Below are 19302 nucleotides of genomic sequence, written 5' to 3' on the forward strand. Positions count from 1 at the left end.
CTAATGTAGGATCGGTTCGGTATATATTTTATCTAGGTTATCCAAAAATATTTGGCAATTAACATCTGGGCTTTTTGCGATTCTTATCGCTGCATCGATATCTACAAGGTTTGCGCCTGTTGCTATTGACAATGATGCCGCAGTGTCGAGTTTTGCATTTTTAAATGCGGATACGCTTATTATCCAATCACCAAATAGTAGTGCACCGTCTGGAATATCAATTCCAGTATCAGACAGTAAGCGTTCCCCAGGTGTTTTGTTTAAATTTTGCCCTGAAGATATAAATCCAGGATTTAGTCTGATTACCCTTGCTTTTTTTTGAGCAAACTCAACATACTTGGCCCTTTTGCCGTCTGTTCCAAAATTAAAATCCTTAGCCCAAACATGTCCAACTTCAATAAAAACCATTGGAAAAGAGACTATATTTTTGGTTATACCAAGCATAAAACCTCTTTTTTCGGGTGATTTATCCAGCTGACAGACAGCCGGGGCAATCTTTTTAGCAGCAGTAACTATTGGAGCCACAACATCTCTCATTTCTTCTTCGGTGATAACCGAGTAAAAACGTAATCCTTCTTTAAAAGTTTCGTTTCCACGAAATTTATCAACTAGTAATTGTTCAGTTCTTTTCACTGCAAAATCTTTCATAATTTGCATATGTTACACCATTTGTAATTAATACACAACTTATCCACAATTTATTTCCCCAAATATATAATTATATAAAGTCCCGAAAATGCGGGACATTATATATCAAAGATACTATAAGCTTACATAAACTCAGCACACATCTTTATTATGGGGTTTGACAAATGAAATAAATAAGTATTATACTGTCACTAGTTTAGTTTTAATCGCACGATAAAAGCAAAAAGAGCATCGTTACCGCTGGGTTTTGTCCCTGCTAAGCAGGGGGACTCGCCACGAGTAGAGATGCTCTTTAAGTTAATAATTTATCTTAAGGACAGGATAAAACCTAATAATGTAAGACAAATCATAATTAGACTAGTGTCTAATTAAAATCTTGTCAATAGTCTTTTGGTCCCAATAGGCTCGGGACAGACTTTGTTGGTCTTAGGGAAGGGTGGTGTGCAGGGCAGGTATACTACCCTTTCCTAAGGTTAATAAAATCTTCTGCCCACATTATTTTACGTGTCATCAATTATACATTAAATGGATAAGGCAGATAGAGCATTTATAACAGCATTCAAGAAAACCGCGGTCTACAGACCTATGGATGAATTGAACGCTGATATGCCATGCTCATTTAAACAGATGTTCCGTCAGTATGGCGAGAAGGGTGTCATAGGATTAAACATAGCTATCATTTTAGCCTCACTTCTTCTTGGAACAGGGCTAGCAATAAAATACAAATCATTAAACATCACCGCATCAACTGGAAATGCCTGTTATGATGACTGCCGAGGTGAAATGGGTAAGGGTAGAGTTTATTGCAACAACCTCTGTGGTACAAATTATAATTATTTAGGTGGGAACAATAATAATCCAGGACAGGCTGGATGTGCTTTGAATGAAGTAAGATGTAGTGTAACTAATCAACAAGGTCAATCAGTTTCAATTTGTGCTCCAAACACTGCAGCGAGTTGTATAGAGGCAGCAATTGAACAGGGAATATCTGTTAAAGTTGGTGGTGGTGGAAGTGGAAGCGGTGGTTATAGATGTGTTGTGGGCCAAAATGGATATAGTACTGGCCAGTCTTGTGTGGGATATAACTCTGTTCAGGATCTTGGTCAAGGTAGACCACCTGCTTGTTTCTGCGGAACAATCCAAATTGATGGGGGAGATTATGCTGGGACATATATGAGTACTTGTGGTTGCAATAATGAAACAGACACTCCTGCTCCAGTGTCTACACCAACGATAACACCTACACCTAGCCCAACACCTAGCCCTACGCCCTCTCCAACACCAACTACGACCCCTACAATCACACCAACCGTTACACCTACTCCAACACCAACTACGACCCCTACAATCACACCAACAAGTACTCCAACTGTTACGCCAACTGGAGTGCCAAATTCTTGTAATGGAACATGTGGCAGTAACTTAAATTGTCAAGGAAATCTATTTTGCTATATTGATAACGGTCAATCCTCAGGTTTTTGTAGAAACCCATCGTGCCCTAGTGCAGCTAGTTGTGAATGTGATAGCCCAACTTCACCACCAGTGCTTGGAGTGACTGCACCTCCAGTTTTACCAAAAACAGGCTTTAATCATCTCTTTGCTCTGTTAGGCCTTGGTGGACTTGGATATTATTTGATAAAGTTAAGGCGTTTTAAATGAGATCAAACGGTTTAATTTACAGTAGTGAGTGGGGCAAAAATTCAGGCCAAGTTTATATATCCATAAGTAAGTTTGGTAGGTTCTTGTATCGTGCCACAAACGTTATAGGAGGAGGATTGCTCGGATTTGCAGTTATTGGAATTACTTTTAGTTTTTACCCTGTAATTAAAGAGGAGTTTTCATATAGATTTAAAACAGATACAGAATCAAGCAGGTTTGGTAACATGCTTTCACAAATAACAGCAGAAAACAGCGCAATAATAAAAGAAGAAGCTAACAATTTAGGTATTGACCCATATTTTTCAGTTCATATTCCAAAAATTAATGCTAAGGCAAATGTTATTTCAAATGTTGACCCTGGTAAAAAGGAAGAATACATGGAAGCTCTACAAGATGGAATAGCCCACGCTAAGGGAACGTATTTCCCAGGTCAAGATAAAAGTATTTATTTATTTTCTCACTCAACAGATTCATTTTTAAATTTTGCTAGATATAATGCAGTCTTTTATCTTCTAGGTAAGCTTGAAAAGGGAGATATTATAGAAATTTACTTTTTAGATAAAAAATATGAATATGAAGTTACAGAAAAAGTAATTACTAAACCAGAAGATATTTCGTGGCTACAAAGAGAGGGGAGAGGTGAGGAATTGATTTTACAAACTTGTGACCCCCCTGGGACAACATGGAATAGATTGGTAGTAGTAGCCGTGCCAGTAAAGTAAACATCCTGTAGTTAAAATAAATTAAGACTCATAGTTTCGAAAATTGATTATCAACATGTTTCGGAATAATATTTATACATGATTGCTTATCAATCAAAAATTTCTAGGATAACAGGATCAAATGATCGTGATATACATAAGAAAGTAAGGAGACTGTTTAATACAATTGAAAAACAGACGAAAAGAAAGCCATATCTTAGATCTCCTTATTTTAAGAAACAAAAAGTATTTTTTGATTATTTTTGGGTTCATTTAAATCAAAAAGGAAATACGGAAAGGATATCAAGACTAAAATATTTTGAGTGCGCGCTTGATTTAATTGCCAATTCAAGAAACAAACCTTCATCAAGAGTAAATCCAAACAAGAAAAACGAGATTTTATATAGATTTGGAGGATTGACAAAGCAAAAAGAATTATTTTTTGTACAAATTAAAGAAGATAAAAAGAAAAAGAAGCTTTACTTCATGTCAGTATTTTCAACAGGCGATTAATCAAAAAAAGGCCTCCGCTATAGTGGAGTGTATAAACTCCTCGCCGAGGTCCTTTCTTAATTGTTATTATATCACATTTTGTCAATTGGAGTTTGAGGCTGGTGAAACAAAAACGGACACGTGCTAATTTGATGATATTGCTATCAAATTAACTTAACGTGTCCGTTCATAAAAAATAATTCAACAAGAGAATTTCCCCCAAACAATTTGAATTCGATATAGAGCATCAACCATTAGGTTGATTTTTTCAATGGATTGTAAATAAACAATCAATTGGATCCATCCGAATTCCTTTCAATAATTTCTTCAAGACCCTCGCGAGGTCTTATCGTTCCCGCGAGGGTCTTTGTTTTGTTGCCGAAACGTTTACGGGATTCGAACGCTATATGTTCCAACACGTCCGGCATACCAGTTGGCGACTGTGTAGTCGTAGGAGTCAAGGAAGTTTCCAAAATATCCTTGTTCCCAGAAATACACTGACATATCGGTCGCTGTCATTCCGGGGACGGTGATGATGCTTCCGTCCTTGACCGCCCAGCTGCCGACCGAAACCGAACAAACGGAATAGTGAACAAATTCGCTGAATTCCGTTTGAGTTTCAATCTGTAGTTTGCCATAATACTCGGCGGGAAAAACGTAGACAGTCCCTTCATCTGTATTGGTTTTCGTGGCACCGGTAATATCTTCAAGCGGTGTTTCATCAACTTTGAGACCAAAACTTTGAAGAGCCACAGCAACGATGAAGCGATCGCAGTCGCTGAAGCAGTCTTTTGTGTTGCCGTGGAAAAAGACCAGCTGGCCTGCTTCGACTACTTCGGTTTGTCCTTGCCCGCAGTTTGCGCAGGTTTTTGGCTCGCGCGGGACCCAGCGGCAAGCGGGGTCGTTGGCGTCGAGGAATTCCAAGCCCTTGACTGTGCAGAACACTGGTTCTTCAGGTGGAGTGCAGGTTGGGTAATCATCCGCGCCATTCTCACACACTGGTTCTTCAGGTGGAGTGCAGGTTGGGTAATCATCCGCGCCATTCTCACACACCGGTTCTTCAGGTGGAATGTAATAGCTCCAATGACTCAAACCGCATGTTCCTGCAGGCTGTGGCCACGAGTCAAACAGTCCGCCAGTGCAACCCCGACTATTATCACTTCCGGCTTTGAAGCAGTAATCCGTCGCACCACTGACAGGGTATTGGGACAGGTCACTTGAATCGACCTTGGTCCACCCACCCCCATTAGGGCAAGTTTCTTGTCCAGCGGCGGCAACAATGCCGACCACTGAAGTCGAAAGGATGACGATCGTCAGGATCGCCAAAAAAACATGAATCTTTTTCATTTTCTTTACCTCTTTTGTTTGAATTTTGTTTTTTCGCGAAAACACAAACTTTCTGACTAGCCCGAACGGGGTTCCTTAGTTCCCATTTTTGATTTAGGTTAGCCTAGCTGGGCTCGAAATAATTTAATAATCAAGCACAATTTGGCTAACCCAAATTTTTAATTTTCTCTTGTTAAATTTTCAAAGTACTAAATTACAAACAAAAAACAAGGGTCTTGGTCAAAGCAAAAAGATTGACTAAACCTCTGCTAATGTATGAGGAAATATTATAGCATTTATACTCAAATGTCAATTACTATGAGGTATAACGATTTTGACAAAGGTGGGTGAAATTTATTTCATTCTTGACATTAGTTCAAAAGTCCATATAATCAAAATAGTTAAGTTAGCTTCGTCCAAATTAATTTTTAATTCATGCAAAACGACGAGCCAGTACGAACATCCGATTCAGTCGGGAAGACATACGAAAGACGTATTCCTGATGCAGATCTCCCAACAGAGTATGTTGAGGGCGTTTTAGATATAGCCCATGAGGGTAGTGGTTTATTGCGTCCAAAAAACTTCACAGGCAGTAATAATGATATTTACATTTCAAGCTCACAAATTAGAAGATTTAATCTTCGTGTGGGGGATAAAGTGGGTGGCCAGGCCAGAAGACCAAAGGAAAATGAAAGATATTGGGGACTACTTAAAGTTGAAAAAGTCAATGATATAGAAACTGAGGAATTTTTGAAAAAAACTAGGGCCAACTTTGATGAGTTGATGGTTATTTACCCAGATGAACAGCTTAAAATGTCAACATCTGAAGATATTTTAACAACTCGTATGGTTGATTTGGTGGCCCCTGTAGGTTTTGGCCAAAGAGCTTTAGTTGTTTCTCCTCCAAAAGCTGGAAAAACTTGGCTTGTTAAGGATTTGATTACAGGAATTGCTGAGAATTATAAAGAGAGAGTTCACTTAATGGCAGTTTTAATAGGTGAGAGACCAGAAGAAGTAACTGATATACTACGTCATTTGCAAAAAGTGACAGATGGTAAAGGAGAAATAGCCGCAAGTAATTTTGACGAGGCTCCAGCTGACCAAACAAGAGTAGGAGAACTAGCTTTAGAAAGAGCAAAGAGACTGGTTGAAGAAGGCCGTGATGTAGTAATTCTTCTCGATTCTATTACAAGAATGGCTAGAGCATATAACTTGGCACTTCCTACGTCGGGTAGGACATTAACAGGTGGTTTTGACCCAGTGGCGCTATACCCAGCCAAAAAATTCTTTGGGGCTGCCAGAAAGATTGAAGGTGCTGGAAGTCTGACAATTATCGGAACTTGCTTGATTGAAACAGGTTCTAGGATGGATGACTTAGTCTATGAGGAGTTTAAGGGTACAGGAAATATGGAGCTTCACTTGACCAGAAAATTAGCAGAAAAGAGGGTCTACCCTGCAATTGATGTTAGTAAGTCAGGCACGAGACAGGATGAACTTCTCTTTGGGAAAGACAAGTTGGTCAAGGTAAATACACTTCGCAGAATGATTGATATGTTAAATGAAGATGAGAGAACAGAAACACTTCTAGGCAAACTTGCAAAATCAAAAGACAACGATAAATTTTTAGACTCCTTAAAGACTGCATAATTTGGTACAATGTCTTTTACCATGGAAGAAATACTTGCGTTTGTTGATGAGTTAAAGCTTTTTTTTGCCGACCTTGGTAACTATCTAGGCAAAAAACTTCATATATCATTTTTACGGTTTGAAGAAAGCAAGTCATCTTTTGTTACAGCCCTTTATAAGCAAAGGGGTAAAATGGCAAGACAACTGATACATACGGGAATGGCTGGTCTAGCTGGAGTTGGTATGATGATTGCTCCAGTTATTGCACAAGAGTTCCCTGGAACTTCTGTTAATCCTTGGGAAGTTGAGTCAACACCTCAAGTATTGTCTGCTACCACAGAGACGGGAGCTATTGAAACATTAGTTTCTGAGAAGGTAAGAGATGGAATTAAGGAATATAAAGTTGAAGAGGGTGATACCGTTGCATCAATATCTAAGAAGTTTGGTGTTGATGCAGAAACTATTAGGTGGCAGAATAATATATCGGGAGATAAAATAAAAATAGGACAAATCATCCAAATTCTTCCAGTTTCAGGGATTGCCCACAAAGTTAATAAGGGTGACACTGTTTATTCAATTGCTAAAAAATATGACTCTGCAGCTCAGGCCATTGTAGATTTTCCATTTAATACATTTAGTAACGACGAAACATTTGAATTAGCCATTGGACAGACTGTAATAGTTCCAGATGGAGTTAAACCACAGGAGATAATAACAAATCCAAGGATAAGACAATTAACTCCTGATGCGGGATCGGTTGTTGCCTCTGGAAGCTTTGTATGGCCAACAAACGGAACAATCTCTCAAAACTATGCTTGGTACCATCCAGCAATTGATATCGCCAATAGAGCATCACCAAACATTTTAGCTGCAGATTCAGGAAGGGTTACCTATGCAGGATGTTTGGCCTATGGTTATGGTTGTCACGTCAAAATTGACCATGGCAATGGATTTACCACACTCTATGCCCACTTCTCACAATTATTTGTATCTGTCGGCCAGTCTGTTTCAAGGGGTAGTGCAATTGGTAAGATGGGTTCAACTGGAAGATCAACAGGAATACATCTTCATTTTGAGGTTATGAAAAATGGAGTTAAACTAAACCCATTGACAGTCTTAAGATAACTCAATACAATTTAAATATATATGGAATCTGCCTTTTTTCCTTGGAAAAAGTATTTAGGTTATACTTTAGCAGTTTTACTTCTTATTTTTGTATATTCCTGGATTACTTCACCTATGATTGTGTCTGTTACAGGTTCTGGAGAAGTTACAGCTGTTGCTGAAACTGCAACAATGACTTTTACTCTTTCAGTAAACTCCGATAGCCCTCAAAACGCATTAGCATTAGTCAAAAATTTGGCAACATCCATTAAACAGAATCTGGCAACTAGTGGAATACCAGAAAGCAGTTTGTATGAGTCGCAAGCCACCGTAGTTCCAGCCTCTGCGGTGACAGTTGGGGCTACGGGTTTTCAGGCAGTTATATCAATGGGATTAAAAACAAACCAGATAAATAATCTTGATGCAATCACAAATAGTTTGTATTCTCAAGGTGCTTCAATTGTGTCGCAGCCAATATTAACAGTAGGGAACATTGAAGAGTTGGAAAAAGATGCATACAATTTGGCAATTAAAAATGCCAAGAAAAAAGCTGGTTCAATTGCATTATCCAACCTAAAACCTATTAGAAAGATTGTTTTAATAGAACAATCCCAGACCCAGCCATCTTCAACTGTTACAACTAAAGCAGATATTGCATCTCAAGTTGAAATGAATATCTCTCCAGATGACGGTCTTATCAAAATCTCCAAGGTTGTTTCAGTTAGTTATAAAATGTGGTGATTTCAACTTCGTTGAAAGCTCTGGCTATTGAAACAAGCAAGCTGGGACCTTACCAAGTTTGCAACTTTGTCAACAAAGTTAGGTGGTTAGTTGCAAACTTTGTATATTTTAGTATTTATCTAGCCACTAAAGGGGGTTGATTATCGGTCAGGGTGCTGAAACATATTTGTTACATTTTGATTGAAGCTTCAAGAGCTCATCATTTAATTGATCGATATAGGTCTGTCTAACTGATTGTTGCTGTACAAAAGGAAGTATGGCGGGACTTGCTGCAACTGCTACAAAGTAATGAGGTTGATCCCACTCATACGGGTGCGCAATTCCTAACTCTTGTGCTTTAATTTGTGCATCAGTATTGATTTTACACTCAGGTCTATTTGGATCGTAGCACAACTCGTGCAACACCCCTGTCTTATTATCGATAAAGTAGTGCACATCAAAACACAATCCACTTTGGTGACAAGAACCTCCTGCTGTTGCGGCTTCGTTTCCATAAGAACTGCTGTATGCATCTTGGGTTTCGTAAGATCTATAAGCAGAACTTATAAACGGAGAATATCCTTGTTCGTTTATCCATGACACCCACTGTTGAACGGGGTCGACAGCTTCTTTAACCATCCAAGTATCGGTCCATAGAGAAAATCTTGCACCTTCGATTTTGTCATTTACAGCAACAACATCGGGTACAAAAGATTCGTCATATCTAATTCCCGTATTTGCTCCTACTACAGATGTATTTAAAAGTTCTAAATTCGAACATTCGCTAGGTACAGATTTTTTTGAAGGGTATACTATCGCAGGATTATTTTTTATAATTACTTCGTTGGTTGATTTGTAAGAACTTCTCTCTATCTGGTCTGGGGCGCCAGCATTTTCATCTACTTTTTGATCATTAAGCAAATCAAAAATGGGTGAGGTAATATTTTGCCAGAAGTCGGATAATGCTTGTTTTGTTTCATCTGAAACATAATTTTCCCAATATTGATATCCTCCATATGTTGCACCAATAATAAAAAATACTGGAGAATATCTATTTGTAAATTGCGTTAATCTACTTACATTTGGGCTTGTGATGAAATCATCTACATTCTTACTTGGGATATTTATTTCGATTGTTTTTGGCAATCCTTCATCTCCAACATCAAGAACTCTTGGGGCAGTTGGGGTCATATCATCAAAATTATTTATATAAGGATTCGCTTGGTTTCTAGCATCAAAAAGTATAGTTCTTATTTCAAAACCTAGCTGATCTAATACAATTCCTATTGGACCCTTACTTAATATCTTATTATCAATTTCGTCCATTATTGTTGGATCTAGACCATACTCTAAGAATCTCACTCTTGTATTCTCTAAGTTTGATCCTGCAATGTAAGTATCACCGCTATAGAAATTGAGTGTGTCACGAACAGATAATTCATATTTTTGTTTTAAGGTTGGATTTGTTAGCCCATCAAACCAGTCTTTAAGTTTTGAGTTGAAACTAAGTTCAGTAGATAGATTTGTTGGTGTGCTAATAACATTGTCGTCTGCGACGGCTTTTACCTGTTTTACTTTTCCGGCCGCTTCTGTTCCGTCAAATAATACAAAATTGTGATTTGCATTTGCGGCATTTACACCGCCTTTTGTTATAACACCATCATATCCCGAACTGTAAAGATCGCTATAAAATTCTTGACTATTTGTAATATCAACATTCCTTGCATCATATATCTTGTATTTTTTTTGTACGTTCAAGTTAACAAAAATATCCGCTTCTGTAACTGTATTTGGTGGGACTAGGGTAAAATAAGCAACTCTTGGATTTTTTCCGTCAGGTGTGAGGATTTGATAGTTGCCTTGTATGCCATTCTTAGAAACTCCGTCTATGTCTGATTCACTAGCTAGCCTGTGAAATATCAAGACAGGTTCTTCTTTAATGATTTTATCTACTATATGATTTTCTATTTGTAAATTTTGTTGACCTGCCCTTACTTTTTGTAAGTAATCTGATTCATTATATTTAGTTGCCAACTGGTCATTATAGAGATTTATAGCTTGACTTGATGGTAGTTCTGAATTGTTTGCAGGGCTGACACTGCCAAGAAGTCTGCCAAAAGTATCATCAAACCAATTTCTAACTACAGGTAAAAACCCATCAGTTGGGGAGTAGATTTTTTGTTGAAACCAATTTGTTGGTTCTATTATAACTTTGCTTTTACTCTCCATCTCTTTTAAAAACGAATCCACTTCCCTGTATTGTTGACTAAACATAGGATTTTGATTTAACCCCAATTCTTCAATAAATCGTTGATCGAAGTTTCTTGCTCTGTATTCAGATGCCCATGCATCCAAAGGTGTGTCCCTAATAATACTATCGTATGCTTCGCCAAATTCGTGTCCTAGTGTTTGGAGTTGTATTAAAACAGCTTCGTCATACGTAAGGCCGTGTATCTTTGATACTTCGGATGGGTCTAGTAAAAATATTTTGGCGGTTCCATTCTTGTAATTAATTCCAGTTGTTCCAAGATCTGCAGTAGGGCTATATTTTTTTAGTTCTTCAAGAGACACAAATTTATATGTAACATTATCACCAAAGAAGTTAAAAATGGTTACATCAAGTTCTTGTCTACTTATTTTACCAAGCGAATAATCAATAATTGCCCGTTGGGGTGGAGAAAAGTCTCTAGGGCGAGCGTTTGATAAATCGATTACCGTTGGCGGTGGTCCGCCATTTGCAATGGTATATTTTTCCAACGTTGGTTTACTGGGATTTATACTGAAGCTTTCGTTGCCAATGGATCGCTTTACACTTTCTAGGTTTGGGACATTGGGGACGTTTCCGTCGTTGATACTAATTTCCAAATTAGATATGCCTATGTTTGGAGCATTGTCAATAATAACACCATCTATTATATTTGGAGCATCAATATTAGTAGATGGCGTGTTATTTCCTCCAATCATATTTTCTAACCAGTTTCCAATTCCACCCCGTGAGTTATTTGGAGTGTCTGGGGTGAGGGCTGTAGGTGGGGTATTTGCAGCTTGGGCCATGACATTGTTAAGATTAGTTGGTGAGCCATTAGGTAATATTACAGTATCAAGTGTTGTGATTGAGACATCCCCTGTAAGGGGGCTACGAGCAATAGTATTGGTCAAATTATTTATGGTTACATCTGGAAAACTTAAATTAACTCCAGCATTATCTAGGAGTTTTGCTAAGTGAACACTTGTTGGGTTTGGGGCTGGTAAAACAGTTCCTGGACCAAAACCTAAGGCTCCAATACCGTCACTTGGGATGGTAATTTGTTGTGTTGAAGTATTTTTTGCTAGATCACTCATACTCGGTACTGTGGAAGAAGGTAAATATTGACCTATGTTGTTTTCATCAAAATTGACAAATCTTTTTCCGTCTAAGTCAACCTTGTCAATAGCACCACCTGGTATATTATCTGGTAACGCACCAAGGCTTGGACCATCCAATTGCATAACAGATCCGGCGAAATTTGACCCCGGTAGGTTTGAAATTGCTCTTGCAATATCAACCCCACCTTGTCCAACATCAAAAACTAAACCTCCCCACGCAGCTACACATCCAAAATCTGATGCAAACTGTCCATCACCACATGATTGAGTTATATCCCACGCATCTACTCCAATATTAGCTAGATTTACACCAGTATTTACTATGGTGGCTGCTTGAATCCCTCTCCCTGTTTGAATTGCTCTCGTTAACATTGCAGAGGTACCAATATTTGTCCATCCAACACCTGTCCATATAGCATTATATGTGCACTCGTCAGACCCTGGATTTGTTATACAGACATCGGCTGTAGTTCCGGTTTGCATTGTTGTCATACTTGCAAAACCTAATGATATCGCCTGAGCTCCAGTTAAGGCCCCTGTACCCCAACCAAATGGGCTTGCAATTATGCCGGCTAAAGCAGTACCAGTTTTCCAAGTTGTACAGAGCTAGCTACCTGTTCTGCTCCGTATCCCGTCATTTGCCTCATACATCCATAGCTTGCACTTATTCCATTCTGATCAACGCAAGCTTGGACTGCTTCTTCTGAGCTACTATATCCAAGCTGTTGCCATTGAAAAATATTGCCTGAATCAGAAAACGCTTGCAAATATCTCCCTATGATTGGTGCATTATATACTTGGTTCAACTTTTTATTACATTCTGCTGTCTGATCGTGGGTTAGTCCTTCACGGTTACAATCAGCAAAGTTGTTTGTCTGTTGCATATTTACAGTTGGTTTGGCCAACTGTGCCACGTCTTTTGTGTGCAAACTTTGTGTTATGGCATACAGTATTTCGGTGGTGTCTGCATTATTAATTGTAGATGTAACAGTTCTTAAAAATCCATCGCCTAGTTTTTCTACAGTTGGCCTGTAAGTTTGGTAGGCAACTGGTATGGTAACAGCATCAATTACTTTTTGATCTTGGTCTTTTGCAATTGTTGTTAAGTCACGTGTTGTTCCTGAATCATCACGGTTAACTTCAATGCTAACAGATGTACTTGCTATGCAAGCTCCGTTTGTACAACCATTCTGGCAATTTTGACTTACCCAGATTCCATTTTGAGAACAAGTTCTTAATGTGTTTCCACTACATTCTTTTTCTCCGCTGCTACATTCTTTGGTGCTAACTGTTACAGAACCAGTAGATGAAGTTGAACAGGACGTTGATGTGACAACTACCTCCTCACTACAAGTTGTTGTTTTCCATATTTGACAATAGACATTGCTTGGGCAGTTACTACCATCACCACAAAAAGAGGAAACTAGTGAGACATTACAAAAACTACCTTCAGTGTTATTGCTCTGTTGACTTATCTGATTTTGGGCTTGTTGTTGAACCTCTTGTTTGTACGTTTCCTGTGCGTATGATGGTACATTTTCAGGTTTGACTTGGCTTAAGGATCCTTCTCCTACTTTCCATCTACCGTCTGATCCACAAGTTGCATAACTTCCGATTCCTCCATAGAGAACAACATCACCAGCAGAATATTGTTTTCCGTTGGCATCACAGGTGGTACCGGTTGAGGATGTTGTGCTGTTCGTGGTGACTGCAACCTCCTCGCCCTTGTAGTTTATATTTACACCACACTGGTTGTTACAATAAACTCTACCTTTTTCTTTTCTACATTCGTCAAAACAACTGTTACCTGAAGCCTTTTCTGAGATATTTAGGGAAAAATTCTTGTTTGTAGTAACTGCAGTACCCACAATTAAAGTAACAACCAAAAACAAGACACTAATAATACTCAAAGGGTCAATAACACCCTTAATATATTTTTGAGATTTAGGCATTAATTCATTATATAATAGAATATGGGCTGTTATCACAATAAAATTGTGTTGACAGCTATGTTTGGGCTGTTAGTACAGTGGTAGTACACATCATTCGCATTGATGAAACGCCAGTCCGATTCTGGCACAGTCCACTTAATGTTTACTCTTGTGGGGGTAACTCAACTTGAGGCTCTATAATTGGTTCAGGTAGAGATTCAGGTTGTGTCAAAGACTCTATTTTTTCCAGTTCTTTTAGTGCTGTTTCGTAGTTTAGATCATCTTTGCCCAATAGATTTAAGACTATTTGTATATTTTCCCTTGCTTTTTCTGTTTGCCCTGCCTCTTTATATGAAATTGCCAAGTTGTAATATGAATTAGCATAATCTGGTTTTGCAAGAACTGCCAACTTAAAAACTTCAATAGCTCTTTCGTAGTCACCAAGAGAGTGGTAAAGTCCGCCCAATCTAATTCTTAATATTGGGTTAGTTGGGTCAAGTGAAATTGCTTGTGTAAGAGTTTGGATTGCAAAAGTGTCAGCACCTTGTGCAAACGAAATTATTGTCTGATAGATATTTGAGAGAGCATCCCAGTTTGAGGATTTATTAGGACCAATAGAAACAGCAGCCTTACCTTCAACAATTGATTGTTGAATTAATTGTGATATTGTTTCTTTGTCTTGGTCTGTTAAATCTTCTTTTCTAGCTATATTTTCAGCTAAAGCCAAGTTAATTCCTGCTGACAGCTGGTGATATTTGTCTGAATATGGGTTTATCTTAACAGCCTTGTTAATCAATTCAAAGGCCATAACTCCTTGGCTGTTACCAATTTCTTTAATAGTCTTGTTAAATAATAGTTCTGCATAATATGCACGTCCAAATAGATAACTAGCCCCAATTAAAATGAAAATAATAGGGGTAACCAATAAAACAATTGCATATCTTTTTACAAAGAAAGCAACTTTACCATCTTTAACCTCTGCACTTAATGCAAGAAATAAAAATAAAAGAGGTAAGATTGACATAGATAGGGGAAGACTAATAAAACCAAGTGAAAGAATTGCAAGTGATACAAATAATGAATTTTCAAACTCAGGTTTTCTAAATGCAAGATACATTAAGGTTAAAAGAGTAACAAAACCTAAAATACCTGTTTCAGTAAATAAAGTTAGTAATGAACTTGTACTCTGGGTATATTTTAAATTCCAGTTTGGACTCAAGTTAAACGCAACGGGTCTAAATTGATTAAATGCTTGTAAGTAGTTTCCTGGCCCAGAACCTAAGAGGGGACTTATTTTTAATGAATCGATTGCTACTGACCAACCAGTTTTAAAATCTAGTATTTTAGGAGTAGTTTGTCTATTTGGCAAAATTAAATAAATTGAAGTAGAAATACTAATCAAAAAGACAACAGATACAATTAGTGAAAGAATCTTTTCTGAAATGTCAGTTTTGTTAAAAGCTTTCTTGATCAATATAGGAAGTAAAGCTATTAAAAAGACAATTAAGTTCAAGGTACTACCTAGGGGGTTAAAAAATTGTAATTTAATAACCTCTGGTAGTTGTGGAATTAGGTTGGTTATACCTAAAAATGAGGCAATTTGAATTGTTGATACCGTCAAACCAGATGCCAAAATAACATTTACTAAATTGTTTTTATCCTTTTTACTAATTTGGTTTATCAAAAAGTAGTAGATACCTGCAATTAATACAAAACTTGCAGTACCGGGCAAAAGAAATGCATCAACTTTATTTGCGCTAGAGAATAGACCTGAAAGTAGGATAGCTACCATAAAAACTATAACTGCAAAATCAAGCTTGCTGGAGTTAAATTCAACACTTCCCTTGATAATTGACTTAGTAATTTTTAAAAGCACTAAAATTACTACAGACAACACTCCTAATAATAATTTAGGTAGTTCAAACGCATTTTCAAAAAATGGAAAGAACAATAGGGGAAACAAAAACAAACTTATATATATAGTGTATTTTTCAATAGCTGTTAAGCTGGATTTAATATTGTCTAAATATTTCATATTTTATAAGTGTAACAAGATTTTTTTAATTTGTCTTGTTTAAAACTGCCTCAAGTTCATGATCATATCACTGCAGCTCGATTATCCACCCCGTAAAACGGGGCAGGCTGGTTAAAAACTTTTCAAAAGTAAAAAATCAGAGATGCTTAAATGCTTAATTCCATCTGTGTTTCCACTTGCCATACTATCCATTGATACTACAAATTTAGGATAATTATCCTTGATGCTCAGTAAATTACCAAATTCTCTTGCCCTGACTTTTTGAGAGGACAATAAATATGTCACTTGAACATAAACCCTTTTTCCTGAATGCTCTCCGACAAAATCAACTTCTGTTTTTCCTAATTGACCAACGTAAACAACATATCCTAATTCGATAAGTTTTGAATAGACCAAATTTTCAAGAATCTTGTTAATATCGGTTTGCTTAAAATTTGAGACAACATGTTTTAAACCTAAGTCTTCAAAATAATATTTTTCGCCAATCTCAAATATTTTTTTGCCTACAATATCGATTCGCTGTGTTTTATTTATAAAATAGCTTCCTGTTATAGACGATAGATAATTTAATACAGTATTTGGCGATAGATTGATATTTTGAGATTTTAAAAAGTCGCTAATCTTTTTGGCAGATACAATAGAGCCTAAATTATCTGACAAGTATTCAATTAATCTATTTAAGAAATTGATATTTCGAATTGCATACCTTTTAACAACATCTTTTAAGATTACAGTGTCATAAACACCCTTTAAGTAGCCATAAACTTGGTCGTCATTTAGCTCCAAATTAATTAGATAGGGGAGTCCGCCATATTTTATATATTTTTCCAAAGATGGGTTGTCATTTTCCAGCTTATGAAACTTCAAAAATTCACTGTAAGACAAGGGATGGACTCGAAATTCAATAAATCTCCCTGAAAGTTTGCCTGCGATATCAGATGATAACATTTGGCTGTTACTGCCTGTTAAAAATATGTCAAACTTTTTGCTTGAAAAAAAGCTTCTAATCGCTTTTTCAAAATTTTCTATTTCTTGTACCTCATCAATAAACAGATAATTCATACCTATCTTTTTTAGAGGGGTAATATATTTAATAAGATCGTGATAATTTTTAATCTTGTCAAATTCATAGCTTTCTTTGTTTATATAGATGATATTTGCCTTTTTGTTATTATTTTTAATAACATCAATTATTTCAAGCATTAAATAACTTTTCCCAACCCTTCTTTGGCCAGTAATAACTTTGACGATATTTTTACCAATAAACGGCCTTATTAAGTCAATATACCTATCTCTAGTCATATATATTTTATTTGTATCTAAAACTTCTGTATTTTTTATCATTTCTTTTAAGTATAACTATAACTTTTTAGTTAGTCAAGACGGGTTCACTTTCTATTGATTCCAGTTCAATAATCCACCAGTTAAACTCAACGTCTGATTCGAGTGTTTCAGAAAAACCAACCTCAAAGTAACCAGTATCTTTAGATTTTACATATAGCACTTTGTTTTGTGTAGAAGCTATTGGTGTTATATAGATTAGAGTATTAAGAGATACTTTGTTATTGTTTATTCTAACCTTCCTTGTGTTTGCAGGCAAAACTGCTTTTCCTGCTGTTGCATGGTGGTGATTATTAACTTTTTATAATTAAGCGATTAGGATTAAATATATCTTTCCAAGTCATGAATCTGCCGTTTTTTTTCAAATCACTATCCAATTTTCTATCAACTGAGTAATTTGAACCAATGTCATAATCTGGGACAGTAAGTGAACCAAACCTCTTTGCTAATGTAAGTTTGTTATTTTCTGTATAGATCATTAAGTACGATGGAATTGGATTGAATTTGTTTAAAGCTAATAAAGCATACATAAATTTACTATTAGTTTCTCTTGCTTGTGATGATCCGCCTCCACCTCGGTGAGCGTATTTTTTATTACCATCTTGCCAAATGAAAAGATTATCAAATAGTGTACGCCAATCAACCCAATTCAAAGGTTCAGGAAGATTGTAATATCTTTCCCTTTTATATTCACACCGATTTTTAAATAATTTAGTATGATTCTTATTTTTTAAAAGAATCTCATCTTTATATTTTGGTTCAATTTCTTTTTTAAAAATTAAATCATCGTTTCGATCGTACTTATCTAACCAGCTTCTATATACTTCATTAACTTCATCTTCTCCATATTCTTCATATAGTTTTTTAAAAAGTAGTTCATGATAAAGGGTTTGTATAGGAATTTTAGTTAATTTGACATATTTCTTTTTATGTCTAAGTTCCCATTTTAATCTTTCGATAAATATCGAAACAACATAAGGATTTTTATTTTTTATTTCTTTGATAATTTCCCCGTGGTTATTAAAATTTTCAGGAGACCAAAGAACATCCTTCAATAAATTATGATCAAAATTAGAAGAAAGTACAGTCTTTTTATTATTTATATAAATATGATTCACGGTTTTAAAGATATGTCCAAGGAATTACAGTAATACGATCACTTAATTTGTATGGTTTTTGATCCGTTGTAATAACATATCCTTTTTCTAGTTTGTTATCATCTAAAAAAGTATTAAGACCAGATAAATCTTTTAATCCGATGTTTTTACCTGACTTAATTTCTATAGGAATAACTTTGTTATTAGTCTCAATGATTAAATCTACCTCAAGACCACTTTGTGTTCTCCAATAATATAATTTAAAATCACCTTTTAAATTTTGCCTTCTAAACATTTCTAAAATTACAAAATGTTCAAATAATGAACCTCTGTCAATATTGGTTAAATTTGCTTCAAGTGGAATATCGGCAACTGCATTTTTTACACCTATGTCAAAGAAATAATATTTCGGCGTTTTGACAATTCTTTTTCTTGCATTTTTAATAAATGGAGGTAATTGATGAATTATGAGAGTATCTAATAATATTTGATAATATTCTTTAACAGTAATTACTGATATCCCTGTTTGGTTTGAAAGTGAAGTAAAATTAGGGTTACCTCCTGATTCATATGCTGCAAGTTGTAAAAATGAGCTAAATAAACCTAGATTTCTACTTATGGCTTCAGCTCTAATTTCTTCTTCTAAGTAAATTGTTGAATAACTATGGAGTAATTGTTTTCTTTGAGGAGCGGGGATAGAAACAACCTCAGGAAGAGAACCATAAACCATGCAGTCATTAAGGCTGAAATTATTATCTTTCGTAATAATATTTGGCAATCCTATTTCTGGAATATAATTTTTGATAGTTATGCCAAGCTCTCCCCACATAAGTGGGTCAAGATGTTGAAGGATTAACCTTCCCGGCAGAAGGTTTGCATGCGACCTTCTCAATTTTCGTGCAGAGGATCCAGTTAATATAAATTTTTTATGATGTTCATCAATTAGATATTGGATACTATCAAAAAGTGCAGGAACTTTTTGAATCTCATCAATATAAATAATATCAGCAGTGTTAGCTAATTCATATTCCTGAATAAGTCTGGCTGGTTCCTTTTCGTAAATGATTCTTAAGGCCGGATTTTGGAGGAGGATTGAGTCGAAATGATGTTTTTTGGACAAGACTTCTCTTATTAATGTCGATTTTCCAACCTGACGGGGTCCAAGCAACAAAATAGATTTGTTGTTTTTTAGTGTCTGATTTAGATTCCTTGAAATATGCCTAGTATATAAATACATGTGTAAATCATATACCTAC

At 36.2% G+C, this 19302-nt stretch carries 15 protein-coding genes and 1 tRNA gene; 7 read left to right on the top strand and 9 right to left on the bottom strand.

The annotated features are described in order from the left end of the window. Positions 1-657, bottom strand: a complete 657-nt coding sequence (locus QY322_04025) for a hypothetical protein (protein WKZ25520.1) — start codon at positions 655-657, stop codon at positions 1-3. Positions 658-1173: 516 nt separating this feature from the next. On the opposite strand from QY322_04025, the gene QY322_04030 reads away from it, so the two are divergent. From QY322_04030 to QY322_04040, 3 genes are all read left to right on the top strand, one after another. Further along, on the top strand, positions 1174-2307 hold the full coding sequence (locus QY322_04030) for a hypothetical protein (GenBank protein ID WKZ25521.1): 1134 nt from the start codon (positions 1174-1176) through the stop codon (positions 2305-2307). Next, positions 2304-3029, top strand: coding sequence for a sortase (locus QY322_04035; GenBank protein WKZ25522.1), 726 nt, complete (start codon positions 2304-2306; stop codon positions 3027-3029). The genes QY322_04030 and QY322_04035 overlap by 4 nt, the downstream gene beginning before the upstream one ends. 78 nt (positions 3030-3107) lie before the next feature. Next, positions 3108-3521: a hypothetical protein gene (locus QY322_04040; GenBank protein WKZ25523.1), complete on the top strand. Its 414-nt coding sequence runs from the start codon at positions 3108-3110 to the stop codon at positions 3519-3521. A gap of 366 nt (positions 3522-3887) precedes the next feature. Here the strand turns inward: QY322_04040 and QY322_04045 are convergent, their stop codons facing one another. Next, positions 3888-4892 (bottom strand): hypothetical protein, encoded by a 1005-nt coding sequence (locus QY322_04045; protein WKZ25524.1) that lies wholly within the window; start codon positions 4890-4892, stop codon positions 3888-3890. Positions 4893-5261: 369 nt separating this feature from the next. On the opposite strand from QY322_04045, the gene rho reads away from it, so the two are divergent. The 3 genes from rho to QY322_04060 are packed head-to-tail and all read left to right on the top strand — an operon-like array spanning position 5262 to position 8297. Then, positions 5262-6473: a transcription termination factor Rho gene (gene rho / locus QY322_04050; GenBank protein ID WKZ25525.1), complete on the top strand. Its 1212-nt coding sequence runs from the start codon at positions 5262-5264 to the stop codon at positions 6471-6473. A gap of 21 nt (positions 6474-6494) precedes the next feature. After that, on the top strand, positions 6495-7577 hold the full coding sequence (locus QY322_04055) for a peptidoglycan DD-metalloendopeptidase family protein (GenBank protein ID WKZ25526.1): 1083 nt from the start codon (positions 6495-6497) through the stop codon (positions 7575-7577). Between the two features lie 21 nt (positions 7578-7598). Then, entirely contained in the window at positions 7599-8297 is a 699-nt protein-coding gene (locus tag QY322_04060; protein ID WKZ25527.1) for an SIMPL domain-containing protein, read from the top strand. A 147-nt stretch (positions 8298-8444) separates the two neighbouring features. Here the strand turns inward: QY322_04060 and QY322_04065 are convergent, their stop codons facing one another. After that, positions 8445-12134: a hypothetical protein gene (locus tag QY322_04065; protein ID WKZ25528.1), complete on the bottom strand. Its 3690-nt coding sequence runs from the start codon at positions 12132-12134 to the stop codon at positions 8445-8447. 80 nt (positions 12135-12214) lie between these two features. Next, positions 12215-13594, bottom strand: a complete 1380-nt coding sequence (locus tag QY322_04070; protein WKZ25529.1) for a hypothetical protein — start codon at positions 13592-13594, stop codon at positions 12215-12217. A 63-nt stretch (positions 13595-13657) separates the two neighbouring features. Here QY322_04070 and QY322_04075 point away from each other — a divergent pair. Beyond that, positions 13658-13728 (top strand) — tRNA-Ala (locus QY322_04075). Between the two features lie 8 nt (positions 13729-13736). On the opposite strand, the gene QY322_04080 is transcribed toward QY322_04075, so the two are convergent. The 5 genes from QY322_04080 to QY322_04100 all read right to left on the bottom strand — a co-directional run bounded on the left by QY322_04080 (position 13737) and on the right by QY322_04100 (position 19283). Further along, a complete protein-coding gene (locus tag QY322_04080; protein ID WKZ25530.1) occupies positions 13737-15608 on the bottom strand; it encodes a tetratricopeptide repeat protein in 1872 nt (623 codons plus the stop codon). Between the two features lie 111 nt (positions 15609-15719). Further along, entirely contained in the window at positions 15720-16952 is a 1233-nt protein-coding gene (locus tag QY322_04085; GenBank protein ID WKZ25531.1) for an ATP-binding protein, read from the bottom strand. A gap of 25 nt (positions 16953-16977) precedes the next feature. Further along, on the bottom strand, positions 16978-17208 hold the full coding sequence (locus tag QY322_04090; GenBank protein WKZ25532.1) for a hypothetical protein: 231 nt from the start codon (positions 17206-17208) through the stop codon (positions 16978-16980). 34 nt (positions 17209-17242) lie between these two features. Beyond that, entirely contained in the window at positions 17243-18067 is an 825-nt protein-coding gene (locus tag QY322_04095; protein WKZ25533.1) for a hypothetical protein, read from the bottom strand. Positions 18068-18071: 4 nt separating this feature from the next. Next, positions 18072-19283, bottom strand: a complete 1212-nt coding sequence (locus QY322_04100) for an ATP-binding protein (GenBank protein ID WKZ25534.1) — start codon at positions 19281-19283, stop codon at positions 18072-18074. Positions 19284-19302 lie beyond the last annotated feature (19 nt).

The sequence above is a fragment of the bacterium genome (assembly GCA_030583725.1).
GTDB lineage: Bacteria > Patescibacteriota > Microgenomatia > UBA8517 > UBA8517 > JAUYMM01.